Raw genomic sequence first — 23,745 nt, 5'->3', positions numbered from 1 at the left:
ATGGTGTGCGTGCGCATGCGCGTGGGCGTGTGCTTGTGCCAACGTATTTAACCTCCTTTTTCCTGAGAAGTCTTACTTCAAGCTGTTCAGATATTTAACAATCTCGTTAACCTGATTATCCTCAAGCGGCACTTTAGGCATTAAAGTTCCCGGCTTCTCGGATTGCGGATCTTTGATCCATTTCTTCAAATTCTCGTCGTTGTGTTCCAGAACACCGGCGAGCATTTCACGGTCCGCATAACCGTTCAAGTTAGGACCGAAACCGAGTCCTTTCGGATCGATCGCATGGCACTGCAGGCATTTCTGTTTGAACAGCTCTTCGCCTTGCTTCGCATCTGCAGGAACAGCGGCAGGAGTTTGCATATTCGTCACCCAAGCGTCAAAATCACCTTGTGCGAGCGATTTCACTTTAAAGTCCATCAAGGAGTGGGACGCGCCGCAAAGCTCCGCACATTTACCTTTGAAGACATCGACATCGTCAGCTTTCAAATAGTACACGTTCGTCATGTTAGTGTTCGTATCCATTTTACCGCCGAGAGACGGAACCCAGAAGGAGTGAGTAACATCCGCGGAGGTAAGCTCAAGCGCGATGTTCTTTCCTGTAGGGATTACAAGATCCTGAGCGGTCGAAATGCCGAGCTCGGGATACTCGAATTGCCACCAGAATTGGTGAGCGGTTACTTTAACATGGATAGCATCCTTATCCTGCACGTAGTTCGTAGTGTGCTTGAACGTATAGTAAACCGTCGGTACGGCCAGCACGATAAGCAGCAGAATCGGAATAACCGTCCAGACAATCTCCAGCACGTGGTTACCTTCCACTTGCTTCGGAATGCCTTCTTGTCCCTTCCGTTTACGGAAACGGATGATTACGAACAAATACAATGCAAATACCACTACTACAACCAGAAGCATGATGGCGATCGAGATCTTCATCAGAAACAGCTGTTCTGATGCCACCGGCCCTCTAGGTCGCAAAGCGGAAAGCGTCGGGTCTCCACAACCCGCAAGGAGGAACGTCATCACCGCAAATAGGGGGACTAGACGCCAATTCTTTTTCCATCGACTCATTGCTTATCAACCCCACTTTGTAAACCAATATTTTTACCACGAACGACAGGCCTATGTCAATCAACCTTATCACTTAATTAACTATAATTAGGTAAAACTTTTTTGTCAATTCTTCTTGGAAAGTTCACAAATTGTTCTAAAAGCTGTTACATTTTGCGATTTTTTTGTTGATTTGTCTTGCATTGATTTCCTTCCTGCTCGGTTTTTAGCATTAGGATGCATCATTGCGTCCCGTATAATTCACACCTCCCCGCTTCATCCTAAATTTATGTCAGTCTTCAACAAGGAGGAGCAATCATGAACAAGATCATGCGCCGTTTCATCCCTGCCCTTTCCGCGGCCGGCTTCATTATTGTAACTGTATCGGGATGCACTAATACGTATCCGAAGGAAACCAGTTACGGGCATCCCAAGCAGCGGATTGAGGGAAAAGGCCAGAGCCGGGCTTATCAGACCCAGCAGCAGGTCAGCGCCGTTTCCCACAACAATACTTTCTTCGCGTACGATCATGAGCTGTCCACGCAAATTGCGGCCATGCACGGGGTGATGGGAGCTATCGTGATGAGAACAGACCGAAATGCCTATGCCGCCATCATGGTGGACAACTCCGCATCCGGAACCAAAGCGGGGCGCAGCGAAACGAAAACGCATGGCCCCGGGGACATGAAAAACCAAATTCCCCAGCCCTACTACGAGAACCTGTATACGAACGAACTCGCTTCGGACTTCCTCGGCTACGTGACGGTCCAGGATCATAAAAATTTATCCCATAACTTCAAGCAGGAAATAGCCCTTAAAATCAGACAGCTCGATCCGACCGTGCATGATGTGTACATCTCGGCTAACCGTGAATTCATTAACCAGCTCAACCATTATAAACTGGATGCCCTGTCAGGCGCTTCGCTCAAACCTTATGTGAACGAGTTTAATCAAGGAGCGACACGGATATTCGGGACGAAACCGCAGCCGTAACCGTAAAAGGAGATTCATGTCAGGAAAAACACCTTTTTATAGGAAGAAAGTCATGCGGAGGCATCCTTCTTATGAATAAGCAGACAGAGGAAACCAAGCCATAGCTTTCCATCGTGCGGCCGTTAGGGTAGAATGGGAAGCATCCCTACATTCGAAGGAGCTTACACCAATATGTCTTTTCCATTTATAGACCTCGGCGTTCGTCCGGAGCTGGCCAAACTGCTGGCTCGAAGCGGCGTATCCGATCCGACTCCCATCCAGCAGCAGGCGCTGCCCGTTGTTTTCCGCGGCGGCGATGTGATTGCCCAGGCACAGACCGGAACCGGCAAGACGCTCGCCTTCCTGCTTCCCATGCTGGAGCGGACTAATCCCACACGCGCCGAAGTGCAGGGGCTTATTCTGACCCCCACACGGGAGCTTGCCATACAGATCGCCGCGGAGGCCGCCAAACTGGCGCCCGCCCTCGGCATTAACGTACTGGCCGCATACGGCGGACAGGATGTCGAGAAACAGCTGCGCAAGCTTTCCTCGACAGGCGGTGTCCATCTGATCGTCGCGACCCCGGGACGCCTGCTTGATCACCTGCGCAGAGGATCCGTCGCTCTGTACAAGATTTCCATGCTGGTCCTCGACGAGGCCGATCAAATGCTTCATATGGGATTCTTGAATGAAGTCGAGGAAATCATTGCCCAGACTCCTCAGAGACGGCAGACGATGCTGTTCTCCGCAACGATGCCGGACCCGATCCGGAACCTGGCCAAGCGTTACATGGTCAATCCGGAAGAAATCCGGGTAAAAGCGAAGCAAGTTACACTCACGGAGATTGACCAGTCCGTAGTACGCGTATCGGATCGCGGCAAGCTTGACGCCTTGTGCAGAGCCATCGATACGGATAAGCCTTACCTCGCGATGATATTCTGCCGCACGAAGCGGAGAGCGGCTTCCTTGAACGCCGACCTGCAGGAGCGCGGCTACAAGTCGGACGAGCTTCACGGCGATCTGTCGCAAGCCAAGCGCGAGCAGGTCATGAAGCGGTTCCGCGACGCCAGCATCCAGCTGCTGGTCGCCACGGATGTGGCTGCGCGCGGGATCGACGTGGAAGGCGTTACACACGTCTTCAACTATGACATCCCGCACGACGCGCAAAGCTACATCCACCGCATCGGACGGACGGGACGGGCGGGCCAGACCGGTGTCGCCGTCACGTTCGCCAGCCCGCGCGATCAGGTCTATGTCGACCAGATCGAGCAGGGCATCCGCCAGCAGCTCCGGCGGCAGGACGCTCCACGCCGCGAACGCGGCGAGGAGACCGACGAGCGCCGCGAGCGGGGAGGACGCAGCCCTCGCGGCGAGCGGAACTTCGGCGGCGGCGACAGAGCGAAGCCTGCGGGCAAAGGCGGCGGGCGCTCCCGCGGCGGCGACGGAGCGGGACGCTCCGAAGGCCGCTGGGAGCACCGCGCCGACGGACCGCGCAGCGGTTCGGGCGGCCGGGGCCGCGGCCGTGCGGATGCTCGCGACGCGGGCGGACCGCGCAGCGGCGGCGCCGGTCGCGGCGCACGCAGCGAAGGCGGCTTCCGCGGCGATAGCGCGGAGCGTCGCGACGGCGCGGACCGCAGCGGACGCGGACGCAGCGGCTCGGAGCGCGGCGGCTTCGGCGGCCCACGTGGCGGCTCGGGCCGCGACGACTTCGCAGGCGCACGCGGCGGCAGCGCCGGGCGCGGACCGCGCAGCGAGAGCGCGCGCGACAGTGGACGCGGCACACGCGACAGCGCGGCGGGCCCGTTCGGCGAAGCCGGCTGGGGCGTAAGCGCTAAGCAGCGTGAAGAGGCGGAAGCCCGCAGCAGCCGCGGACGCGGCGGACGCGGCGGACGCGGCGGCGCCGATTCCCGCGGATCACGCGGAGGCGGTTCCGGCCGCAGCGACTTCGGCGGCTCGCGAAGCGGCGGCAGCGCCGGGCGCGGATCACGCAGCGGCGGCTCTAACGGCCGCGGAGCAGGCCCGCGCGGTGGCGGTTCGCGAAGCGGCGGACCTGCTCCGCGGGGCGGTTCCAAGCGCGGGAGGTAGTCAGCGGCGTGCGTTGAGCCGGCATTTTTATCAGCGGCTGGCTAACGGCCGGCTAACTACCTTTAAGCTTCGCCTCGGATAGACCCTCCGCCTTGCGGAAAGAGGCTAATCGGAAATGTTTTGCAACAAACCGGGACTTCATGTTCCGGTTTTCTTTTTTACCTGGATTAAACGGGGTTCAGAAGCAGCTTATTATATAGAAGAAACTCAACAAAGCGGGAATACCAAAATTCCATTTTAGTTAATTATAGGTAATTTATGCCTGCATGCAGTGGCTTTTCTCACAGAGATTTGGCCCGAAATGTCTTTTAGCAAAAATGTGGTATCATAAAGAGGAACAAAGGAGGGTGTGATCCAGTGAATTTAGTATCGATTGAACCAACCCCGAGTCCCAATACCATGAAGCTTAACTTAGATAAGGCGCTGCCTAAGGGCCGCAGCCTGACTTTTACCCGGAAACAGCGCGACAACGCGCCCGGCTATATTCAACAACTCCTCGATATCCCCGGGGTAACAAGCGTTTTTCAGGTAGCCGATTTTATCGCGCTTGACCGTTCCCCCAAAGGTGACTGGAAGCAGATTCTCACACAGGCCCGGGAACTGCTCGGCAGCGGCGGCTCTCAAGCCTCTCTTCCCGGCGAAGACGAAGCGGGAGCCGGTTTCGGAGAGGTTAAGGTGCTGCTCCAGACTTTCCGCGGCATCCCTATGCAGATCCGGGTAAACGCAGGCGGCGAAGAAGCGCGTGCCGCTCTTCCGGAACGTTTTACACAAGCTGCGATGAAAGCGACCGAAAATTCTCCTCACCTGCTCAAGGAGCGGAAGCTGCAAGAGCTCGATGTCCGTTACGGAGAGCTTCAGGATGTGCTGAATGAGGTTGTTCAGGAAGTGGATGCTTCTTACGATGACAAGAGGTTGAGCCTGCTTACGGAGCAGGCCGCTCAGGGACTGTCGGAGGCGGACTATGCGGAAGCCCAGCGTCCGGCCGAATTGACCGAAGAGGAAATCGGCCGGCTCCTGGACGATCCCGACTGGAAAAAGCGGTATGCCGCTTTGCAGAGCATCAAAGCTACTCCCGAGACGCTGCCTCTGCTAGCCAAGGCTCTCGGAGATGAGAAAACGTCCGTACGCAGACTTGCAACGGTTTATCTCGGCGATATCAAGGAACCGGAAGTGCTTCCTTACCTGTTCCAGGCTCTGGAGGACCGCACCCCGGCCGTCCGCCGTACGGCGGGAGACACTTTGTCCGATCTGGGGGATCCGGCAGCCGTTCCGGCTATGTCCACTGCCTTGAAAGATCCCAACAAGCTGGTCCGCTGGCGTGCAGCCCGTTTTCTGTACGAAGTCGGTGACGATTCCTGCCTCGAGGCCTTGCGCGAAGCGGCCGAAGATCCGGAATTCGAAATCAGCATGCAGGTCCAGATGGCAATTGCCCGTATCGAGGGCGGACATGCCGCGGAAGGCTCGGTCTGGCAGCAAATGACACGCAGCCGCCAAGGAACCGACGCGCCTAAACAGGACTAGAGCGGTCTCTTAACCCGTTGTGAAGATCACCCTGCTCGGACGCGTGCCCTATAGCTCTTCCCTATGAAAAAAAGCGTGCCTTTTCGCGATTCGCAAAACCTGTTTGCAAATCGGAAAACGGCACGCTTTTTAGTTTAACGGGCTTTTTGCGCGGCATACTCGCCGAAATACCGGATCCGTTCCTCTATGGTCGGATGGGAACCGAGAAACCACTGCAGGAGCGCCGGCTGCGTGACCGGACTCAAATTCGCTGCGGCAAGCTTCTGAAAAGCGCTCACGCCCGCCTGGCCGTCTCCGGTCATTTTCATCGCATACGAATCGGCCCTGACTTCCATCAGCCGCGAAGCGGCGTTGTCTATAGGAGTTACCGCAAGGGTCAGCAGAGATACAATGGCGAGCAGCAGCGGCAGTCCGGCCATATCCCGAGGACCGCGAAGTCCTCTCGCCCTGCCCCAATTGCGCACCGCTATCTCGTAAATCCGGCTCCCGCCCCAGAGGAGGCCGAAGCTCATGACAAGTCCCAGGCCGCTCCCCCAGAAGACGTGCCGCTCCGCATAATGCCCCATCTCGTGCGCCATGACGACCAGAATTTCGCGGGTGTCCATTTTTTGCAGAAGTGTATCCCACAGAACGACTCTGGCATTGGACCCGATTCCGGACACGTAGGCGTTGAGCTGATTCGTCCTCTCGGACATGTTGACCTCGTATACGTCATCCGCCGCGATTCCGGCCTGCGAGGCCAGATGCAGCAGTTCTTTTTTCAGTTCACCCGCCCGCAGCGGCGTAAATTCATTGTATAGGGGCTCGATAATTACCGGCTGGATAAATTGGAGAAACAGCAGGAGCGGTACGGAAATAGCCCACTGCCACAGCCACCATTTCCGGGGGCTTCGTTTCATCAAGGCAAGGACAAGCAGGAGAACGAACGTCGTGGTCAGCCATTCGATCCCAAGGTTCTTCGCATGGTCAACCAGCCAGGTGCCTAAGCTGACACTGGAAACTCCGTAGTGCCTCTCCACACTAAGCATAAAGTAGTCGAACGGCAGCATAAGGACATACACGACCAGCAGGAACAGAAAAACAAACAAGCCTGTCCGCAGCAGATAGCGCCGGGTCCAGCCTTCAATGCGGTCCCTGAACCGGATAGCCGTGCCCACAAGCAAAATCAGCAGAACAAGCTGCAAGGGAGTCTGCAAAAAGTACACAATCGAGCGGATGCGCGATAACACTTCTGCCCGGCCGATCTCTCCTTCGCTCATAAACGTGTGCGGATCTATGCTGGTGCCCGCCGAGCCTGGCGGCAGACTGTAGATGTCCCCTCTGCCGAAATAAAATCCTACCGCAGCCGCATATACGGCAAAACCGAGGATCAGCACGACTCTCCAGTTCTTCATCTTCCTCCCCCGCTTCCTCGGTATTCGTTCGGACCGCATCGTGCCTGCAGGGTCCCTCATGATGTATATGCCGTCCGGAAGCCGAAAAAGACGGGTTTGTCCTTATTCAGCGGGAAATTTATTTACTGCGCCGCTTAAGGCGGTCTTCAATGTTTGTCCGTGCAGCAGCACTTTCAGACGCTGGGGATCAAGCTTCCGCTGTTCCCAATTCAGCCGCAGTCTGTCCAGCGCTTCCTGCGGTGTATCGTCGGCAAGGCGGAACGAGCCGTAATGCATAGGCACGAAAATGTCCGCCTGGGTGTCCAGAAAAGCCTGCACGGCTTCTTCCGGGGAAACGTGCTGAGTGGACATAAACCACTCGGGCTCGTAAGCTCCTATAGGCATCAGGGCGCAGCCGATGCGATATCGTTCCCCGATCATCCGGAAGCCTTGGAAATATCCGCTGTCGCCCGCGAAATAGAGACTGTCCGGGTCCACCCCCGGCTTACCGGCATCCTCTATGATCCAGCCTCCCCAGTGGGAGGTGTTCGTATCCGTCAGCGAACGGCGGGTCCAGTGCTGCGCGGGAACGAAATGAAGGCGCAGACCGCCGAGCACATAGCTTCCCCACCAGGAAAGCTCCTGTATATCGTCGAAGCCCTTGCGCCGAAGCATCTTCCCCAGCCCTTCCGGGACCAGCAGCTTGGGTTTTCCGGGAAGAGCACGCAAGGAGTCGATATGAAGGTGATCGTAGTGCCCGTGCGAGAGCAGAACCGCATCCACCGGAGGCAGTTCGCCGAGCTCAAGCCCAGGTTCCGCCAGCCGCTTGTCGAACCCCATACGGCTCGCCCATACCGGGTCCGTGACCAGGTTGATGCCGTTTTTCTGAAGCAGAAAGGTGGAATGGCCGATCCACGTGATCGTCGTCTCGCTCCGGTTGGCTTTCAAATAGCCGGGATCTTTATCCGGACTTGTTTTTACAACGAAGGAAAGATCCTTCACTTTGCCGCTTCTTTCCTTACGCCATTTGCGAAGATCCGAGAATGTGCTCAGTCCCGCTGCGGGGTCCATGTTCGTATATCTTTTCCTGTTCATCGCATACTCCTCCTCCGATTGCCCGCGGTCGAACGATCCGGCCGCTTCTTTTTCCTTTATCTCCTATTTCCTATTGTACGAACAGCCGCCGCCGAGCGCAAAAAAACGCAAAAAAACCAAGCTCATAGCAGTGTCGCGGTCACAGACCCCATGTGACTTCCTCGCTCCACTGTGCGCCGCTATCCCGAAGATAGGCGCCTGGCTTGGTTTTCGGGATGTAAGACTAGCCGACTAGTCTCCAAGTCCCTGTTAGTACCATCATAGTACAAAACGTTCCCGGGCGCCATCCTTTTTTGTGCTAGTTTAGAGGCCTATTCTTGCCCGGGTTTCCGCAGAAAGAAGGCAGGCCTCCAGGACCTTTATGCCGTTAATGGCATCTTCGGCCGGAAAACGATAGGGCTCCCGACCCAAAACGGCCCGTCCGAAATCGTCGAACTGCACGGCGTACTGGTTCACGGAGGGCGCGGCTTCCGTCCGGCGAGCACCGTTTACCGTGACGGTAAAGTCGGCTCCTCTTCCCTCCGGAGCGACAAAAGCACTCGGCACTTCAATCGTTCCCGCCGTCCCGACGATTTCGATCGTATTGCGGGAGGCGGCCCACATGCCGCAGTCGAACGTCAAGGCGACGCCATCCGGAAACTCCGCAAGCCCCGACGCCATCATATCTACGCCGCCGTGCCCGGGCGAGAAGAAAGCTTGCACCGTAACGGCTTCCGGCTCTCCGCCAAGCAAATAACGGGCCGCATTAAGCGTATAGCAGCCGATATCGTAAAGCGAACCGCCGCCCCACTCTTTGCGGCAGCGGACATTTCCCGTATCCGCGGAGTTATCGAACGTGAAGGAGGCGCGCATGGCGCGTATAACGCCCAGCTCCCCGGCCGCGAGAATCTCGCGGATTCGGTCGTACCGGGGATGGTGCCGGTACATAAAGGCTTCCGCAAGGAGGACGCCCTCTTCCCTGCACGCCGCGGCCATTTCTTGCGCCTGGGCGGCCGTAAGGGCAAGCGGTTTTTCACAGAGCACATGTTTCCCCGCTCTTGCGGCCCTAATCGTCCATTCAAAGTGCAAATGATTCGGGAGCGGAATGTACACCGCATCCAGGGTCGGATCGGCGAGCAGCTCCTCATAGCTTCCATAGGCGGCCGGTATTCCGTGACGCCGGGCCGCTTCCCTGGATTTGAACACGTCGCGGCTGGCAATAGCGGCAAGCTCCCCCGTAGACGATGCCTGAATGGCGGGCACGGTTGCCCTTAGAGCGATGGAAGCGCACCCAAGAATGCCCCACCTTATTTTTCGGTTCGAAGATGACATGGTCTACCTCCCTTTCCCGCTTTCATGGTACGATAGAGTCAGTATAGCTTACCGCTCCGATTCCGGATATAGGATGCGCACGAATTAGCCTCAAAGATTGGACGAAATGCAAAAAAGCACGCACAATAACTTACAGGAGGTTCTTCCGCCCCATGAAATCTTCCCGTGTCCCCACCCGGAGCTATTCCGCTCTGCTGGGCAGCCTGGCGGCCGTCTTCATCTGGTCGGGCATACGGCCTCACGATTATTTCACCTGGCTGCTGGAAGTGACGCCGGGGCTGATTCTGATAGCCGTATTAATCGGCATTTACCGGCGGACTCCGCTTACCCTTCTCACGTATACGCTGGTGTGGGCTCATGTCATGATTTTGTTTGTAGGCGGGCACTACACGTATGCGGAGGTCCCCCTCTTCAACTGGCTTCGGGATACTTTCGATCTGGAGCGGAATTATTACGATCGGCTCGGTCATTTTATGCAGGGCTTTGTACCCGCCATTCTCACGCGCGAGATTTTGATCCGCAAAGTTCCCATACAGCCCGGAGGCTGGCTTACGTTTCTTACGCTCAGCGTCTGCCTGGGATTCAGCGCCTTCTATGAACTCCTGGAGTTCGCTGTTGCCAAGCTGACCGGAACGGCGGCGGAATCTTTCCTCGGCACTCAAGGCGATGTCTGGGACACCCAATGGGACATGATGTGCGCTCTGATCGGCGCCGTCCTTTCCCTGCTGCTTCTGGGCAAATCGCATAACCGGGCGATGAGACTCCCCGGCAGCTTTTAAATCTGATGTCTCTAATTCACACGATCGAAGGGAGCAGGCACTACCCTATGAACATGAACCAGCAGGAGATGGAAAAACGCATCATCGAGAACTATCAGCGCGACGAACGAATGATGATTCTGATTTTTGCCCAGTGGTGCATTAATCACGGACTGGACCCGGCCGCCCTGTATGCGCAGGCTTATCCTCAGCAGGGGAACAACACGGAGCTTCAACAGGCGCTGGAACTTACGGTTTCCAAGGAAGAAGCCGGAGAAATCCCCGACGACACTCTGCTCGGCGTACTGTCCATGTTCGGCAATGAAGAGCTTGCCTTTGCGGTGACGGAGGAAATCGCTAAGCGGCCTCCGCGCAAGTAAACATTCTTTCCTTACTTACTCCAAGCCCCCTTCGTAGAAGCGGGGTTCTTTTTGATGCGCGGGGCCGGCTGCTCGTTCCGCAATTTTCCGCAAAATCACTTTTTCCGAATAATTCCATAAAACCGGGTTACATTACTAAGGAACGGAAAGGAGGATTTTCCATGCAACCGATAACCAGCAAAGAATTGGACTACCTGGCCGATTCCCTGACCAATGAGGATTTGCTGATTAAACAGGCGGCGAACGCCATCGCCCATGCTCAAAACCCGGCTATCCGGCAGATCGCGGAGCATCTGATCCAGAGTCACCAGCAGCATTACGCTCAAATTTTGTCCGCTCTTCAGCAGCATGCCCAGCTTGCTCCGAACCAGCCGCAGCAGCAATAACTTTATTCAAGCCCGACAAAAGGAGGGATTTCCTGTGAACCAGCAACAGAACAGCCAAAACCGGCAGCTGTCCTACCAGCAGCAGCAACAGCATAACCAGCGCCAACAGCAGCTGGAACAGCTTTTTCAGCAGCAGTCCGCATATCCGTACTCGCAAGGTTTCCAGCAAAATCAACAGCCAAACCAGCAGCAGAACCGCCAGAGCGGCTCCATCCTGAGCGACAAGGACCTCCTGTCCGCAATCCTTGCCGACCATAAGCGCGTGGTCAGAGAATATGCAACGGCAACGACGGAATCCAACTGCCCGGCGATCCGCCAGCTGTTTAACCAGCTCACGCTGGATACCCTGCATCTGCAAGGGGAACTGTACACGTTTATGAAACAAAATAACATGTACACCACTCCCTCTCCAGCTCTGCGTCAGGATATCGACAAACAAATTCAGCACTCCCAGCAATCGGGACAACAAACCCAGCAGCTCGTGAATCCCTACCTGTCTTCCGGAGGCCAGCACCAAGGATACTCCTACACACAACCTCCTTACAATCAGGCGGGACAAGTACAGCAGCACTACACGATGTAGAATTTCGGAATATCGCCACACACGAACTAAGGAAAACGAAGAAGCCTCTCCCTGGGCGGGAAGAGGCTTCTTCGTTTTTCGGCGAGGCCGCAGAGAGCTCTGCGGGGAAGCTGGCGGCCGTCATGCGGTCCGGCGCTTTTTTCGATATAAAAAATTCAAAGACTCAATATACACGACATTGTAATTAACATTGTTTTTTCATTGTTTTTTCCTGCACACAAATATGCCATCAAAAAAAACTAGATATTTCCTGGGCGTGAGCAGAAACTTCTCCGGAACTTACGCGTACATATGGTAGGAAGTCTCTTTTCTTCCGCAGTCGATTCGTACGTTCAAGGAGGCAGCTCAAAATGACAGCCTTATGGGGAACATTAACATTGCTCATTTTCGGCTTTTTAGTTGTAACCGTTTTCATAAAAAGTATCCAAGGTGCCCGGGACCAGTACGGCGTGTCATCCTTTGATTACGAAGAGGAAGAGCACACGTCCGCAGCCCATCATGAGTGGATGACGGAACCGGGACCGGACAGCGCCTCCGTCAAGGAATGGGCGACTGCGGAAGTAGATAGCGCACGAACGGATGGAATACACAGCCGGCAACCTGTTCAATTGCGCGCCGGTTCGGAAGCCGCTTCGGAGGAGAAGCAGCCGAACGGATAGCGCCCGTTTTAGTTCGTTTTAGCCCGCTTCGGACGGATTGAAGGGCTGCCCGCAACATTCTCATTCTCTCGAGATTTCGCTCATAAGAAAAACCGTATTCCTCCACTGGACAGGAGAAATACGGTTTTTGCTTTTATGGCTGGATACTGCACTGCAAGCTTGGCGGACAAACGGACGGGCTGTCATGCACTGTCATGTACTGTCATGCACTCGTGCACTGTCATGCGCCGTCATTCGCAGGCCGATTCTTGGCCTACTTATAAATCACGTTGCCTTCGCGCCGGAATTCGGCGGCTTTATCGGCCATGCCCGCTTCCGCCGCTTCCTGTTCGCCGAGGCCGTTCTCGCGGGCATATTCGCGGATGTCCTGCGTAATCCTCATGGAGCAGAATTTCGGACCGCACATGGAGCAGAAATGGGCGGTTTTGGCCCCTTCCGCAGGGAGCGTTTCGTCGTGGTACTCCATCGCCCGTTCCGGATCAAGCGAAAGGTTGAACTGGTCGCGCCAGCGGAACTCGAACCGCGCTTTGGAAAGGGCGTTATCCCGGTCCTGCGCTCCCGGATGGCCTTTGGCCAGGTCTGCCGCATGTGCAGCGATTTTATAGGCGATTACGCCTTCGCGCACGTCGTTCTTATTCGGCAGACCCAAGTGTTCCTTCGGCGTGACATAGCAGAGCATCGCCGTACCGAACGAGCCGATCATCGCCGCACCGATAGCGGACGTAATATGATCGTAACCCGGCGCGATGTCCGTTGTCAGCGGACCGAGGGTGTAGAACGGCGCCTCCTGGCAAACTTCCATCTGCCGGTCGACGTTCTCCTTGATGAGATGCATCGGAACGTGGCCGGGGCCTTCGATGATGACCTGGACGTCATGCTCCCAGGCAATCCGGGTCAGCTCTCCGAGCGTATCCAGTTCGGCGAACTGCGCTTCGTCGTTCGCATCCGCAATCGAACCGGGACGCAGGCCGTCTCCGAGCGAGAACGAAATATCGTAAGCTTTCATAATTTCGCAGATATCTTCGAAATGGGTGTAGAGGAAGTTTTCCTTATGATGCGCCAGGCACCAGGCAGCCATAATCGAGCCTCCGCGGGAAACGATGCCCGTCGTTCTTTTGGCCGTCAGCGGAATGTAGCGGAGGAGCACGCCCGCATGAATCGTGAAGTAATCGACCCCTTGTTCGGCCTGTTCAATAAGCGTATCGCGGTAGATCTCCCACGTGAGTTCTTCGGCCTTGCCTCCCACTTTTTCCAGCGCCTGATAAATCGGCACCGTTCCGATCGGCACCGGTGAATTCCGCACGATCCATTCGCGCGTCGTGTGGATGTTTTTGCCCGTGGACAGGTCCATGACCGTATCGGAGCCCCAGCGGGTCGCCCACGTCATTTTTTCCACCTCTTCCTCAATCGAAGAAGCTACGGCCGAGTTGCCGATGTTCGCATTCACCTTCACCAGGAAATTGCGCCCGATGATCATCGGCTCGCTTTCGGGGTGATTGATATTCGAAGGAATAACGGCACGGCCCCGGGCCACTTCATCGCGGACAAATTCGGGCGCCACATTCTCCCGGATGGCGATGTACTCCATCTCCGGCGTAACGATCCCCTTGCGCGCATAGTGCATCTGGGTCACATTGCTGCCCGGCTTGGCACGAAGCGGCTTCCGGTTAAGACCGGGAAACACTTCCGTATTCGCCAGCGCTTCCTCGCTGCGCAGCCCGTTGTCCTCCGGCTTTACGGTGCGGCCCTCGTAAGCCTCCACGTCGCCGCGCTCCACAATCCAGCCGTACCGGTTCGCAGGCAGACCCCGGCGGATATCGGTTGCCTCTTCGGTATCGGTGTACAAACCGCTCGTGTCGTAGACACGGACCGGGGCGTTCTCTTCTTCGCCAAAACGCCCGGAGGACGGGCTCAGTTGAATTTCCCTCATCGCTACGCGCACGTCCGAACGGGAGCCCTCCACATAAACTTTGCGGCTCCCCGGAAAAGCGGATACGTTAGGCTCCTGGATTTCTGTACTCTTGGTCATTTTAAAAATCCCTCCCGAACTTTATCGGCTCGTTTTGAAAGCCGTATTAATGGACGTTTATGACTTAAACGGCGGTTTGACGCACCTTTTCGAACGCGTTTATGACTCGCTGATAGACTCCTGCAGCCAACCGGTAAAATATAACTGCCGGCGGCCGGCTTATCCCGTAAACAGGCGGGAAAACCTCCGGGCCGCTTCGCGCGGATCGTCGGCACCGCTGATCGCCGAGATGACCGCCACGCCGTCGGCTCCGGCCGCCAATACGGAGGGCGCGCCCTCCGGCGTGATGCCGCCGATGCCCACCAGCGGCAGCGAAATGCCGTCCGCCCGCATGGCGGCAAGGATGCCCGGGCCCTGCACGGCACGGGCATCCGGCTTCGTCGCCGTGGCGTACATCGGGCCCGCGCCGAGGTAATCGGCGCCGCAGCGGACCGCCTCCCGCGCCTCGGCGGGATCATGGGCGGATATGCCGAGTATCCGCCCTTTAAATCTTTGGCGCAGTCCGGCCGTGTCCCACTGCGCCAGATCTTCTTGGCCGACGTGAATTCCGTCGGCCTCCAGCTCTTCCGCCAGGCGGAGATCGTCGTTCACGATGAACGGGATTCCCGCCTGACGGCAGACGCCGAGGAGCCGGCTCCCCAGCTCCGTCCGTTCTTGGCCCTGCAGGGCGCCGGGGCCCTTCTCCCTGAACTGGAACAGCGTGACGCCGCCTTCTATGGCCGCCTGCAATACGGCAGCGGGGTCTCTGCCCCCGCAGTTGGGGCTCCCCATCACGAGATAAACCTTCAACGCTTCCCTGAGATTGCCGGTATACCGGGTTTCGGCAGCCGTTTTTGTCATCGCAGCCACCCCTCGCTTTCTCCGGCCGCGGCCGGTGCCGTTTTGAAGAAAACGCCTGCCGTCCCCGGTCTGTTGTACCCCCAATGATTAGTCGGGCCATGCCCCGCTCCAAGGTTCAGAGGGTTCGCGAGAGCCGCCTGGATAAAGCGTTTGGCGAGCAGCACCGCTTCGTCCATAGGAAGCCCGGAGGCAAGCCCCGCCGTCAAAGCGGCGGCGAAGGTGCAGCCGGTGCCGTGCGTATGCCGCGTCTCTATCCAGGGAGCCGCAAATTCCGTAAACACGCGGCCGTCGTACAACAGGTCCAGCGATTGGGCGCGGTTCCCTCCGTGGCCGCCTTTCAGCACCACGTATTTCACTCCCCACGCATGAATCCGGCGGGCGGCTTCTTTGCGATCCGCCATCGTTGCGATCCGCATTCCCGTCAGCGCCTCCGCCTCCGGGATATTCGGCGTCACGACTTGCGCCAGCGGAAGCAGCAGGCTCTTAAGCGCCTGCACGGCATCCTCCTGCAGCAGGCTTGCTCCGCCTTTGGCGATCATGACGGGGTCCACAACCAGACGGGACCATTTGTAGAAAGTCGCGCGGTCCGCTATGGCTTCAATGATCTCCGCGCTGAAAAGCATGCCCGTCTTCCAGGCGGCGGGCCCGATATCTCCGGCAACCGCGTCGATCTGAGCCGCCACCATAGAAGAAGGGATCGGATGAACTCCGTGAACACCAAGCGTGTTCTGTGCCGTTACGGCCGTCAAAGCGCTTGCTCCGAATACGCCGAGCTCCTGGAACGTTTTGAGATCGGCCTGGATGCCCGCCCCTCCTCCGCTGTCGGAACCGGCAATCGTGGCCGCCGCAGGAACGAGCGGAGCTTGACGGCAAGGCTCCGGCGGATGCTGCTGTTTGTTTAAGGACATGTTCATCAGGTTGCACCTCCATTAACTTGCAGTGGCCGACATAATTCCTCTTTTTCGCATAGGTCTACATGACTATAAAGATATAGGTAGTCACACAGTCAGCGGCAGGTCTTGAAATTCTTGAGGTAAGTCCTGCTTCTGATGCTTCCTGATGCTGGTTGGTCTGACCGTTCGTTCCTGCCGTTCGATACTGCGGTTTTGGATGGCGTTGAGTAATGTTCGCCTCCAGCTCGCTCAAACTTTCGCTCTTGCTCTTTACCTTAAGGCGCCAGCCTCCCGCCTACACCACATCCGTCAGCCTACGCTGACTCCCTCCAAAGGACTGCTTGCAGACGCATAACGCTTGCGCGGGATTCGTCCGGCTTCATACCCGGCCCTTCCGGCCTCCAAGGCCAGCTTCATGGCATACGCCATCCGCACAGGATCGGCTGCGCCAGAAACCGCCGTGTTCAGCAGGACTCCGTCCGCCCCCATTTCCATAGCCAGCGCGGCGTCCGAAGGAGCCCCGATGCCTGCGTCCACGATGACGGGTACGCGCGCTTCTTCGATAATGAAGCTGAGATTCAGCGGGTTGATAATGCCCTGCCCGGTACCGATCGGCGATGCCCCCGGCATGATCGCATGAACGCCCATCTCCTGCAAACGGCGTGCCAGCACGACATCATCCGACGTATACGGCAGGACAAGAAACCCTTCGGCCAGCAGCATTTCGGTGGCCTTCAGCGTTTCTACCGGATCGGGCAGCAAGGTCTTGTCACAGCCGATCACTTCCACTTTGATCATGTCGCAGAGTCCGGATGCTTTCGCCAGCTTGGCGATGCGGACCGCTTCTTCGGCCGTTTTGGCTCCCGCCGTATTCGGCAGCAGTTTGAACTTGCTTACATCCAGCATGGACAAAAAGTTCGGCTGTTCCGGGTCATAAATATTCATCCGCCGCACGGCAAAAGTTAAAATCTGCGCTTCGGAAACCTCGACCGCCTTTTTCTGAATCGTAAAATCCGGGAATTTCCCCGTTCCCAGCAGCAGCCTGGAGTTGAATTCGTAAGGTCCGATTTTCAGCATAGGGTCAGCCTCCTCCTACAAAATGAACGATTTCGATCCGGTCGCCGTCCGCCACCGGGGCATCCGCATGCTCTTCCGCCTGCAAAATATGCCCGTTGGTCTCCACGATAAGCAGATTGCGTTTTAATCCAAGGTGCCGGATCAGCCCTTCTACGGTATGTACCGTTTCCGGCACTGTAATGTCGTCTCCGTTTACATGCAGCTTCACTCGTCAAATGCCTCCTTCACTTGCAAAATGCAGCCTCCGGGCTGGCACACGGAGCCATGCTCCCCAGCCAGCGGGGTCTACTGCCTTACAGCCGCGGCTGCCGCCTTTCTGTCCGGCCGGAACGCTTCGAGCAGCTCACTCGCCCCCGGCAGAGCCGCTTCGGCAGCGGCGGCCCCGCCCGTGAGCACCGAAGCGGCAAGCACACCGGTCGCCTGCGACAGCAAAATGCCGTTGCGGTAATGCCCGAGGGCCGCGAAAAGCCCCTTGCAGGCGGTTATCTCGCCGATGTATGGCATCCCATCGGGCGTCTGAGGCCGCAGCCCCGCCCAGGCGCGCTCCCACTCGGCATCCGCAAGCGCCGGGACGAGCCGCTGCGCCTGCGCGGCCAGCGAAAGCAGGCTGCCAAGACGCGGACTGCGGTCGAAGGAGCCGGGCTGAGCCGTGGCTCCCACGATGATCCGCCCGCCCGGCTTGGGCACGATGTAGCAGCCGCCCGAAGCGATCGTCCTCGTGAGAAGAGGCTGCCGCAGGGTGAGGGAGAAGCATTCTCCCTTCACCGGATACACGGGCAGCTCCACGCCCAGAGGCGCCAGAATCTGGGCGCTCCAAAGCGAGGACGCCAGCACCGCGCCGGCGCAGCGGATCTTCCCTTCGCGGGTCTGCACGCCGCTCACCCGGCCCGACTCCGTCAGGAGTCCGGTCACGTCGGCGTGCTCCATGATCCGCGCGCCAAGCCGCGCCGCTCCGGCGGCAAGAGCGGCCGACAGCTCCGGCGCCAGCACGTGCCCCTCGTCGGGCAGGTGAAGCGCCCCGCGGAGTTCCTTGCTCAGCCCGGGCTCCAGCCAGCCTGTCTCGCACGGACTGAGCCATTCCGCCCGGCCGCCGGCCTCCTGCTGGAAACGGCCGTCCGCTTTGAGCGCCGCCGCTTCGGCGTCGGTCCAGGCGGCTTTAAGCATTCCCCGGCGGGTGAGGCCGATGTCCAGGCCCGTCAGCTCCTTGAGCTCTTCCGCCAGTTCCGGGAACAAATCCCGGCTGCTGCGGGCAAAATCAAACATCGGCCCCGCCTCGCGCATTTCGGATTGGGCCCCAAGCATCCCGGCTGCCGCGCCCGACGCCTGCCCGGCAATACGTTCCTTTTCCAGCAGAGTCACTCGGACTCCCCGCTTCGCCAGCTGATAGGCGATCGAGCAGCCGATGACGCCTCCTCCGATCACGACAATATCCGTATCCCGATTCATCTCAGTTCTCCTCCTGTTTTCTCCGGCTGCAGGGCAAGCTCCAGCTCGTGCCGGTAACGCTCCGCAGCCTCCGCGGGATTCTCCGCTTCCCATATGCCGCTCATTACGGCCACGCCCGCTGCTCCCGCACGAATCACCTCGGCGCAGTTCTCCGGAACAATCCCTCCGATCGCGATAACCGGGAGGCCTCCGCAAGCCAGCACCGTCTCCCGCAGCGCTTCCGCGCCGCGCGGGACCGCTCCGGGTTTGGAACCTGTGGCGAATACATGGCCGAATATCAGATAATCGGCCCCCTCCTTCGCGGCACGGCCACCTTCCTCCGGCCCGTGAACGGAGACGCCTACGCGCAGGCCGGGAAACCCCTTTTTCACGGCGGAGGCGGGCAGACCGCTTCCCGGAAGTTGCACTCCGGCCGCTCCGGACAGCCGGGCCGCATCGGCGCGATCGTTGACGACAATCTTGCCCGGCGGGACCCCGCAGGCGGCAAGCCCCGAGAGCAGCGCCCACAGCTCCCGCGGAGACTGCTTTTTTTCACGCACATGAATGGCCGTTACGTAAGGATGGATGGCGGAGGCAATCCGTATAAGCACCTCCGGTTTCTGCCTTCCGGTTGAGATGGCGTGAAGTTCCGGTCCGGCGGGATAAGGGGTCATCTCGTTCTTCTCCTCTCGGCTTGTATAGAGCGGCTTATAATCAATCCTCGGGCAGAGCCCGCTTTCTAACAGACGAGGCGGCAATAAACGCAAAAAAACCACTTTCCGCAGAAAGTGGTTTTCCCGTACACCGTTGCACGCGAGCCTGGACGCCGCTCCGCCGATTGGCGGAAACGACCGACCGTACCGGCATTTCTCCAATTCCGGTCTTCTCGCACCTACGGCCGCCAGGCGGTTCGTAAGTCGACAAGATTTTCCCGGAACAACCGGCAGGAGCCTCAGGCTTGCAGTGAACTAAAAAAGACCGGACGGAATATACCGTGCGGCCTTGGTCGGCAGGGTTATTCTCTCTACGCTGGCATTACCCAGATCAGATACGGTTAGTGACATTCGCGGTCACACTCTCAGCCGGACTTCATCCAGCTCCCGAAACATATAAGGTTATCTTTACCTTACCCTATCCATTTTCCAATTACAAGCTAAATTTTCCCGTAAAAAGCGGGCGGAGCCGAAATTCTCTTCTTCCGTCAAGCGCTGGATACCCGCTTCCGTATGTTTCCATCCTCCACTTTTGCGTCAAAGAAAGGGATCTTCGGGTAATAAAAAAGTACGATCGGGCGGTGTTCATCTCTTCAGGAGAAACCGTCCCAACTACGTATCCGAAGGGGAGGAATGTCCGATGGCAGCGCTGACCGAAGAAGAAAGAAACAAGCTGGAGCAGCGGCTTTACAAGGAAAAAGGCGAGCTGGAGCACGTGCTTGAGTCCGACCGGGAAGAAGACTCCCTGAGAGACTCTACCGGAGAACTCTCCTCATACGACAATCACCCCGCCGACATCGCAACCGAAGCGCTCGAAAGAGGCCGGGACCAGGCGGTGGATGAAAATATGGAACAACAGCTTACAGACGTCAAACATGCGATCGGCCGGCTTGAATCCGGTTCTTACGGCGTATGCGAAGTATGCAAGGAGCCGATTCCGTTCGAACGCCTGGAGGCGATTCCATGGGCTTCTACCTGCGTTGAACATTCGCAGATACATGCGGAAGGCGATCCCGCAGAACGCCCGGTAGAAGAAGAAATTCTCGAACCGATTCTGGAGTCTCCGAACGATGACGACACGGGCCGCGCCGAAATCGATGACACGGACGCCTGGAAGACCGTAGAAGAATACGGCAACAGTTCGGATACCCGCAGGACGGGAACGGGAAACGCTCAGGTGAAGGAACTCGCGGACGACTGCGAAGACGAGAAGTAGATAAGCATAAAAAAAGGATGAGGCATTCGCGAAGAATCCCTTCATCCTTTTTGGCATGTCGCCTGTATAATCGTCATTATCCTATGGCATGTATAACGCCTTCCGCAGGCTAACCGGCAGTCTAGCTTTCTTCTTCCGTCAGCCGGTATCCGCAGGTCGTGCAGAACTGCATACCGGGTTCGATGTCTTCTTTGCACTGGGGGCAGAAAGGCTTCAATTCCATAATAGCCGTAAAATCCGCCTGCTCGTGAATCGGTTCGAATTTCCGCCCGCAGTTCGGGCAAAACCGGGTATCCACCGCGACCACGTGTCCGCATTCGCACGATTTCTCGTCGTACAGACTGTAAATCCGGCTCTGCATTGCCTTGATTTCATCTTCGATAGCCTGGAGCTCAGCCGTTACGGCCGCGACCTGCGTCTCCGGGTAAGGCTGCTTCTGCTTGCCCGCTTCGTAGACGAATTCGCCGATCTGCGTATACAGTTTCTGCATATCTCTCTGCTTCGCCGCAATTTGCAGCTTCAACCGGTTAACTTCGATCGTCTGCTGCGCTTTTTTCCCCGCTTCGGCTGCGCCCTGTTTAATCTTCCCGATAAATCCGGACATAGGGTACCTCCTTGATGTTAAGATTGCATGGGCACAATCTGACTTTTATAATACCCCCATTATACCCGTTTCCCGCTGGATGCGCTAATTTGGCCTCCGTTATAGTGTATGGGGCCTTTCCGGAAAAAAGGACACCCGATTCCGGTTTACCCCGGAATTTAACGAATTCCGCGAAATTTCGGGGCTCTTGCGAGCAAATCTCTCCGACTCCCGATGCAGGCCGTTTCTCTATAGCCCTTATGCGCTCAGCATGGGTACCCTCAAAAAAACACCCCGCCGGTTAAGGCGGGGTGTTCGGAGCATGCTGAGAATCGGATCATCTGCCGCTCACGAATCCGGCACACTCTGCCGAAGACGGATAAAGCAAGCCGGGTCAGAGCCTCGCGGATTCCTTCTGTTCATGAAGCGGTTCAGGGCTGCTCCCGCCGACCAGATCCAGATCAAACCCGACCTCGAACATCCGGTTCCACGGCAGATGAACGTTGGCGAGCCGGATCTGTCCGGACGTCAGCCCGGCGAGGCGCTCCTCGACAAACGCGCGCAGCTTCTCCGCGATGACGGCTTCGATTTCAGGCTGCTTACCGGCCAGCCCGAAATCCCCCGCTCCGAACGCCGGAAGCACGTTCGCCTTCACATCCTTGCGGACGAGGGCCTGGTAGCCCCAGTCTTCTACGAGCCGGTAGAAGTAGAAGGCCCGGCTGCTCCGCTTCTGTGCTTCGCTGCGCAAACGGCCTTCCGGCACCGCGTCTGCGCCGGTGCCGCCGGCGGTTTCCCGCGCGCCCGCGTAGTACGCCTCGATGACGGCGTGCGCGATGACGGTGCCCAGCGTATTGCCGGAGGTGTTCCACCCGGCATACGCGGAAAGCCCTTCAAGCTGGCCCTGACGGGCAAGCAGCTTGAGCAGCACGGTGTCGCCGCCGTTGCAGACCGCCACGTCGGCCAGGGCTACGGTCCGCCCTTCTCCGAGATACACGCGCATCGCCTGGGCGAACTCGCGCAAATTCACCTCGGAGAAGTAGGACCGGTGCCGCTGGCTCCACGCCTGCGACGTTTCCGCCATGTCCGATTCGCCTACGGCCGGCGAATTGACCATCAACACGGCGTCTACACCCTGCGAGCTGTCCGCCATAAAAGCGCCTGCACTCGTCAGGTGCGCCTTGATGCTCTCGTTCAAGCTGCGGTCCTCGTACTTCGGAATGCAGAAAGGTCCCCTCGTGGAGGAATACCGGACGAACAGCTTCGGAAGGTATCCTTTGCTCTCGCAGAAAATCCGGGCAAACAACGTACAGCCGATTTCGTCCGCCCCCGGGTATATCGCAACGCGGTCCGTCAGGTCCAGCTCTTCCGAGAGGATCGCGAGCGCCCTCTGCTCCAGCGGGGAGAAGCCGTACTGGGAATTATCGTCGAGCGGAATGATCAAATAATCGATAATGCCTTCTTCCGCAAGCTCCAGTGCCGTCCGGTTGACGAAAGCGTTGATTTCGCGCCGTCCGGTGAAATCCTCCAGCACGTCCTGCGGAATTTTGTCCAGAATGCCGGCGAAAATCCGCTCTTCTTCTTCCGTCAGCGCTTCCTGCTGTTTCTTGTCCGTATACCAGCCGTACAGGAACAGCTCGCGGCCGTAATCCGCGTAATAATCCGGCTCCTCTTCGCTGCTGGAATAGGCGGGCACCCTCATAATCAGATTAAAAGCGTGGATCCGCAGGTCCGGCTTATTCCTTTTGAGTTCGCGCAGCACTTCAAGGCGCTTAAGCGCATCTTCACGGGTCAAATAGTGCAGCCGGGAAGGTACGATCCCTCCGTAAACGAGCATATCCAGCGACACCAGGGCATAGTCCGCCCCTTCCGCTTCCCGCAGCAGCCAGTCTCCAAGAGCCTCGGTATCCCCCGGCGCTTTCTTGCGGCCCAGAATGGACATGGGCGGAGCGGCAAGCTCCAAATCGGTCATCTCGGCCAGGCGCTGCGGATATTCCAGGTTACACGGCCGCTCGTCGAGCGGTACAAATACGATTTTCGTCATCCCAATGATCTCCCCTGATCAGAAAAAGTGATAATTGCGCCAATCGTCCGGCAGGAGCCGGTCTAAACGTGTATACGTACGAAGTCGACAAAACGTTTTGTAATCTGCTGAGGCCTTGTGATAGCGCCCCCGATAACGACGGTATGCGCACCGCTGCGGAAGCATTCAGTCGCATCTTCCCGGGTATGAATACGCCCTTCGGCGAATACCGGGATATCGGCCCGCGCCGCCATCTCGCGAATCAGCGTGAAATCCGGTCCTTCCTGCTGGGGACTGTACGGCGTATAGCCGGACATCGTCGTAGACAGGATATCGAAGCCGGCTTCCTGGGCATGGAGCCCTTCTTCGACGGTAGAGATATCCGCCATGAGGAGAACGCCGGCCCGCTTTTTGATTTCGGACACGATTTCCTTCAGCGTTTCCCCTTTGGGACGCGGCCGTATCGTCGCATCCAGCGCGATTATATCGGCTCCCGCCCGCCAAACGGCCTCTACCTCTTCCAAGGTAGGCGTGATATATACATCGCTGCCTTCATAGTCACGCTTCCAGAGCCCGACAAGCGGCAGCTTTACTCTCGATTTAATCGCGACGATATCGACCGGCGTATTGGCCCTTATGCCGACCGCTCCCCCGGCCTCCGCGGCCAGCGCCATCCTGACCATCATCTCGCTTCCGAACAAAGGTTCATCCGGCAATGCCTGGCAGGACACGATAATTCCCCCCTTGACTGCTTCCAATAGGCTGTGTTTTTCCAT

General features: G+C 57.6%; 23 protein-coding genes. 9 read left to right on the top strand and 14 right to left on the bottom strand.

Features of this window, described 5'->3' with window-relative positions:
* Positions 1-72 precede the first annotated feature (72 nt).
* On the bottom strand, positions 73-1,071 hold the full coding sequence (gene coxB / locus AC2TF6_RS03520; RefSeq protein ID WP_491309926.1) for a cytochrome c oxidase subunit II: 999 nt from the start codon (positions 1,069-1,071) through the stop codon (positions 73-75).
* Between the two features lie 297 nt (positions 1,072-1,368).
* Here coxB and AC2TF6_RS03515 point away from each other — a divergent pair, with 297 nt between their 5' ends.
* The 3 genes from AC2TF6_RS03515 (at position 1,369) to AC2TF6_RS03505 (ending at position 5,628) form a co-directional block, all read left to right on the top strand.
* Entirely contained in the window at positions 1,369-2,043 is a 675-nt protein-coding gene (locus AC2TF6_RS03515) for a hypothetical protein (RefSeq protein WP_009671715.1), read from the top strand.
* A 171-nt stretch (positions 2,044-2,214) separates the two neighbouring features.
* The gene (locus AC2TF6_RS03510; protein ID WP_491309925.1) at positions 2,215-4,107 is read left to right on the top strand and encodes a DEAD/DEAH box helicase; all 1,893 of its coding nucleotides are present in this window, start codon (positions 2,215-2,217) and stop codon (positions 4,105-4,107) included.
* A gap of 357 nt (positions 4,108-4,464) precedes the next feature.
* Positions 4,465-5,628: a conserved virulence factor C family protein gene (locus tag AC2TF6_RS03505; protein ID WP_491309924.1), complete on the top strand. Its 1,164-nt coding sequence runs from the start codon at positions 4,465-4,467 to the stop codon at positions 5,626-5,628.
* A 134-nt stretch (positions 5,629-5,762) separates the two neighbouring features.
* On the opposite strand, the gene AC2TF6_RS03500 is transcribed toward AC2TF6_RS03505, so the two are convergent.
* The 3 genes from AC2TF6_RS03500 to AC2TF6_RS03490 all read right to left on the bottom strand — a co-directional run bounded on the left by AC2TF6_RS03500 (position 5,763) and on the right by AC2TF6_RS03490 (position 9,407).
* On the bottom strand, positions 5,763-7,022 hold the full coding sequence (locus AC2TF6_RS03500) for a M48 family metallopeptidase (protein ID WP_491309923.1): 1,260 nt from the start codon (positions 7,020-7,022) through the stop codon (positions 5,763-5,765).
* Positions 7,023-7,124: 102 nt separating this feature from the next.
* A complete protein-coding gene (locus tag AC2TF6_RS03495; protein ID WP_491309922.1) occupies positions 7,125-8,096 on the bottom strand; it encodes an MBL fold metallo-hydrolase in 972 nt (323 codons plus the stop codon).
* A 303-nt stretch (positions 8,097-8,399) separates the two neighbouring features.
* A complete protein-coding gene (locus tag AC2TF6_RS03490; RefSeq protein WP_491309921.1) occupies positions 8,400-9,407 on the bottom strand; it encodes a Gfo/Idh/MocA family protein in 1,008 nt (335 codons plus the stop codon).
* 152 nt (positions 9,408-9,559) lie between these two features.
* Here AC2TF6_RS03490 and AC2TF6_RS03485 point away from each other — a divergent pair, with 152 nt between their 5' ends.
* The 5 genes from AC2TF6_RS03485 (at position 9,560) to AC2TF6_RS03465 (ending at position 12,173) form a co-directional block, all read left to right on the top strand.
* Positions 9,560-10,186: a DUF2238 domain-containing protein gene (locus tag AC2TF6_RS03485; RefSeq protein WP_491309920.1), complete on the top strand. Its 627-nt coding sequence runs from the start codon at positions 9,560-9,562 to the stop codon at positions 10,184-10,186.
* Positions 10,187-10,239: 53 nt separating this feature from the next.
* The gene (yxiS, locus tag AC2TF6_RS03480) at positions 10,240-10,545 is read left to right on the top strand and encodes a protein YxiS (RefSeq protein ID WP_491311584.1); all 306 of its coding nucleotides are present in this window, start codon (positions 10,240-10,242) and stop codon (positions 10,543-10,545) included.
* A gap of 161 nt (positions 10,546-10,706) precedes the next feature.
* Complete coding sequence (locus AC2TF6_RS03475) at positions 10,707-10,931, top strand: hypothetical protein (RefSeq protein ID WP_491309919.1); 225 nt, start codon at positions 10,707-10,709, stop codon at positions 10,929-10,931.
* Between the two features lie 34 nt (positions 10,932-10,965).
* Positions 10,966-11,514 carry a spore coat protein gene (locus tag AC2TF6_RS03470; RefSeq protein WP_491309918.1) on the top strand — a complete coding sequence of 183 codons (549 nt, stop codon included), beginning with the start codon at positions 10,966-10,968 and terminating at the stop codon, positions 11,512-11,514.
* A gap of 350 nt (positions 11,515-11,864) precedes the next feature.
* Entirely contained in the window at positions 11,865-12,173 is a 309-nt protein-coding gene (locus AC2TF6_RS03465) for a hypothetical protein (RefSeq protein WP_491309917.1), read from the top strand.
* A 253-nt stretch (positions 12,174-12,426) separates the two neighbouring features.
* Here the strand turns inward: AC2TF6_RS03465 and thiC are convergent, their stop codons facing one another.
* From thiC to AC2TF6_RS03430, 7 genes are all read right to left on the bottom strand, one after another.
* Positions 12,427-14,202 (bottom strand): phosphomethylpyrimidine synthase ThiC, encoded by a 1,776-nt coding sequence (gene thiC, locus AC2TF6_RS03460; RefSeq protein ID WP_491309916.1) that lies wholly within the window; start codon positions 14,200-14,202, stop codon positions 12,427-12,429.
* 159 nt (positions 14,203-14,361) lie between these two features.
* The gene (gene thiE, locus AC2TF6_RS03455; protein ID WP_491309915.1) at positions 14,362-15,042 is read right to left on the bottom strand and encodes a thiamine phosphate synthase; all 681 of its coding nucleotides are present in this window, start codon (positions 15,040-15,042) and stop codon (positions 14,362-14,364) included.
* Positions 15,039-15,956: a bifunctional hydroxymethylpyrimidine kinase/phosphomethylpyrimidine kinase gene (gene thiD / locus AC2TF6_RS03450; protein WP_491309914.1), complete on the bottom strand. Its 918-nt coding sequence runs from the start codon at positions 15,954-15,956 to the stop codon at positions 15,039-15,041. Before thiD ends, thiE begins: the two co-directional genes overlap by 4 nt.
* 288 nt (positions 15,957-16,244) lie before the next feature.
* Complete coding sequence (locus AC2TF6_RS03445) at positions 16,245-17,012, bottom strand: thiazole synthase (protein WP_372008807.1); 768 nt, start codon at positions 17,010-17,012, stop codon at positions 16,245-16,247.
* 4 nt (positions 17,013-17,016) lie between these two features.
* Positions 17,017-17,220, bottom strand: coding sequence for a sulfur carrier protein ThiS (thiS, locus tag AC2TF6_RS03440; protein ID WP_042234269.1), 204 nt, complete (start codon positions 17,218-17,220; stop codon positions 17,017-17,019).
* Between the two features lie 77 nt (positions 17,221-17,297).
* Positions 17,298-18,458: a glycine oxidase ThiO gene (gene thiO, locus AC2TF6_RS03435; RefSeq protein WP_491309913.1), complete on the bottom strand. Its 1,161-nt coding sequence runs from the start codon at positions 18,456-18,458 to the stop codon at positions 17,298-17,300.
* The gene (locus AC2TF6_RS03430) at positions 18,455-19,111 is read right to left on the bottom strand and encodes a thiamine phosphate synthase (RefSeq protein ID WP_491309912.1); all 657 of its coding nucleotides are present in this window, start codon (positions 19,109-19,111) and stop codon (positions 18,455-18,457) included. Before AC2TF6_RS03430 ends, thiO begins: the two co-directional genes overlap by 4 nt.
* Before the next feature lie 679 nt (positions 19,112-19,790).
* Here AC2TF6_RS03430 and AC2TF6_RS03425 point away from each other — a divergent pair.
* On the top strand, positions 19,791-20,366 hold the full coding sequence (locus tag AC2TF6_RS03425) for a TraR/DksA C4-type zinc finger protein (RefSeq protein ID WP_491309911.1): 576 nt from the start codon (positions 19,791-19,793) through the stop codon (positions 20,364-20,366).
* Between the two features lie 121 nt (positions 20,367-20,487).
* Here AC2TF6_RS03425 and AC2TF6_RS03420 read toward each other — a convergent pair whose 3' ends face one another.
* The 3 genes from AC2TF6_RS03420 to AC2TF6_RS03410 form a co-directional block, all read right to left on the bottom strand.
* A complete protein-coding gene (locus AC2TF6_RS03420; protein ID WP_491309910.1) occupies positions 20,488-20,970 on the bottom strand; it encodes a zinc ribbon domain-containing protein in 483 nt (160 codons plus the stop codon).
* A 373-nt stretch (positions 20,971-21,343) separates the two neighbouring features.
* Positions 21,344-22,990 carry a DUF4127 family protein gene (locus AC2TF6_RS03415; RefSeq protein ID WP_491309909.1) on the bottom strand — a complete coding sequence of 549 codons (1,647 nt, stop codon included), beginning with the start codon at positions 22,988-22,990 and terminating at the stop codon, positions 21,344-21,346.
* A gap of 62 nt (positions 22,991-23,052) precedes the next feature.
* Positions 23,053-23,745: an N-acetylmannosamine-6-phosphate 2-epimerase gene (locus tag AC2TF6_RS03410; RefSeq protein ID WP_491309908.1), complete on the bottom strand. Its 693-nt coding sequence runs from the start codon at positions 23,743-23,745 to the stop codon at positions 23,053-23,055.

Source organism: Paenibacillus sp. JNUCC 35 (assembly GCF_058269095.1).
Note: the sequence above shows the minus strand (reverse complement) of the source record. Positions and strands in the feature narration are given on the sequence as shown.

What these genes read in the sequence shown, in the direction of transcription:
- coxB (WP_491309926.1), bottom strand. Translation starts at nt 1,071, where the DNA reads ATGAGTCGATGGAAAAAGAATTGGCGTCTAGTCCCCCTATTTGCGGTG.
- AC2TF6_RS03515 (WP_009671715.1), top strand. Translation starts at nt 1,369, where the DNA reads ATGAACAAGATCATGCGCCGTTTCATCCCTGCCCTTTCCGCGGCCGGC.
- AC2TF6_RS03510 (WP_491309925.1), top strand. Translation starts at nt 2,215, where the DNA reads ATGTCTTTTCCATTTATAGACCTCGGCGTTCGTCCGGAGCTGGCCAAA.
- AC2TF6_RS03500 (WP_491309923.1), bottom strand. Translation starts at nt 7,022, where the DNA reads ATGAAGAACTGGAGAGTCGTGCTGATCCTCGGTTTTGCCGTATATGCG.
- AC2TF6_RS03495 (WP_491309922.1), bottom strand. Translation starts at nt 8,096, where the DNA reads ATGAACAGGAAAAGATATACGAACATGGACCCCGCAGCGGGACTGAGC.
- AC2TF6_RS03490 (WP_491309921.1), bottom strand. Translation starts at nt 9,407, where the DNA reads ATGTCATCTTCGAACCGAAAAATAAGGTGGGGCATTCTTGGGTGCGCT.
- AC2TF6_RS03485 (WP_491309920.1), top strand. Translation starts at nt 9,560, where the DNA reads ATGAAATCTTCCCGTGTCCCCACCCGGAGCTATTCCGCTCTGCTGGGC.
- yxiS (WP_491311584.1), top strand. Translation starts at nt 10,240, where the DNA reads ATGAACCAGCAGGAGATGGAAAAACGCATCATCGAGAACTATCAGCGC.
- AC2TF6_RS03475 (WP_491309919.1), top strand. Translation starts at nt 10,707, where the DNA reads ATGCAACCGATAACCAGCAAAGAATTGGACTACCTGGCCGATTCCCTG.
- AC2TF6_RS03465 (WP_491309917.1), top strand. Translation starts at nt 11,865, where the DNA reads ATGACAGCCTTATGGGGAACATTAACATTGCTCATTTTCGGCTTTTTA.
- thiC (WP_491309916.1), bottom strand. Translation starts at nt 14,202, where the DNA reads ATGACCAAGAGTACAGAAATCCAGGAGCCTAACGTATCCGCTTTTCCG.
- thiE (WP_491309915.1), bottom strand. Translation starts at nt 15,042, where the DNA reads ATGACAAAAACGGCTGCCGAAACCCGGTATACCGGCAATCTCAGGGAA.
- thiD (WP_491309914.1), bottom strand. Translation starts at nt 15,956, where the DNA reads ATGAACATGTCCTTAAACAAACAGCAGCATCCGCCGGAGCCTTGCCGT.
- AC2TF6_RS03445 (WP_372008807.1), bottom strand. Translation starts at nt 17,012, where the DNA reads ATGCTGAAAATCGGACCTTACGAATTCAACTCCAGGCTGCTGCTGGGA.
- thiO (WP_491309913.1), bottom strand. Translation starts at nt 18,458, where the DNA reads ATGAATCGGGATACGGATATTGTCGTGATCGGAGGAGGCGTCATCGGC.
- AC2TF6_RS03430 (WP_491309912.1), bottom strand. Translation starts at nt 19,111, where the DNA reads ATGACCCCTTATCCCGCCGGACCGGAACTTCACGCCATCTCAACCGGA.
- AC2TF6_RS03425 (WP_491309911.1), top strand. Translation starts at nt 19,791, where the DNA reads ATGGCAGCGCTGACCGAAGAAGAAAGAAACAAGCTGGAGCAGCGGCTT.
- AC2TF6_RS03420 (WP_491309910.1), bottom strand. Translation starts at nt 20,970, where the DNA reads ATGTCCGGATTTATCGGGAAGATTAAACAGGGCGCAGCCGAAGCGGGG.
- AC2TF6_RS03415 (WP_491309909.1), bottom strand. Translation starts at nt 22,990, where the DNA reads ATGACGAAAATCGTATTTGTACCGCTCGACGAGCGGCCGTGTAACCTG.
- AC2TF6_RS03410 (WP_491309908.1), bottom strand. Translation starts at nt 23,745, where the DNA reads ATGGAAAAACACAGCCTATTGGAAGCAGTCAAGGGGGGAATTATCGTG.